The 810-nt window shown below is 70.5% G+C and carries 1 protein-coding gene; it reads right to left on the bottom strand.

Annotated elements, in window-relative coordinates; all coding sequences use genetic code 11:
• Positions 1 to 810, bottom strand: an 810-nt coding sequence (locus DEIPI_RS31005) for a GGDEF domain-containing protein (protein WP_052351725.1), incomplete at both ends; no start/stop codon positions are given.

The following is an 810-nucleotide window of genomic DNA, read 5'->3' as shown; positions in this document are numbered from 1 at the left end:
AAGACCACCACGAACTCCTCGCCGCCCCAGCGTGCCAGGATCTGCTCGTGCCGCAGGCTCGCCGCCGCGACGAGCGCCACCTCGCGCAGCACGTGATCGCCGACGTGATGCCCGTGACGGTCGTTGACGGCCTTGAAGTGGTCCACGTCGAACATCGCGACGGACAGCACGGTCGCGTCGCCGGGGGTGTCGAGGCGCCGCAGCTTCTCCTCCAGGTAGCGGCGGTTCGGGAGGCTCGTCAGGAAGTCCACGTACGCCATGGTGCGCAGCTGCGAGAAGCGCCGCTGGAAGTACGCCAGGCTCGCGAGGAGCCCCACGAGCACCCCGTTCGACAGGAAGAACTGCACGAGGATCGCGACGAGCCGTTCCGTGAGGGCCCCGGTCGCGCGGAAGTACGGCACGAAGCACAGCGTGACCACCACCGACGCGAGGTACGTCGTGAACGCGGCGCGCGCCGCGCGCGGCATCGGCCACGCGAGGAACGCGAGGGTGGACAGCACCGGGAACCAGAACACGGCCTCGCTGAGCTGCTGGTCACGTCCGACGTTGTGCAGGTACTGATCGGCCAGCATCGTCACGAAGTACGAGGCGCTCAGGATGTACACCGTCCCGAGCGCCGCGCCGACCGACAGGCGGCGGCGCCACACCAGCAGGTCGGTCACCACGAGCGCCGCGCCGATGAGGCTCAGCAGCACGAGGTCCACGGGGTTCACGTCGGGCAGTTGCGTCCACAGGCCCGCCGCGCAGCCCACCACGCCGACGGGCGCGAGCGCGAGGAACGCGCGGCGCCGCAGGTCCGTCCAGCCGTCC

Source organism: Deinococcus pimensis DSM 21231, from assembly GCF_000519345.1.
In the GTDB taxonomy this organism is placed as follows: domain Bacteria; phylum Deinococcota; class Deinococci; order Deinococcales; family Deinococcaceae; genus Deinococcus_A; species Deinococcus_A pimensis.
Note: the sequence above shows the minus strand (reverse complement) of the source record. Positions and strands in the feature narration are given on the sequence as shown.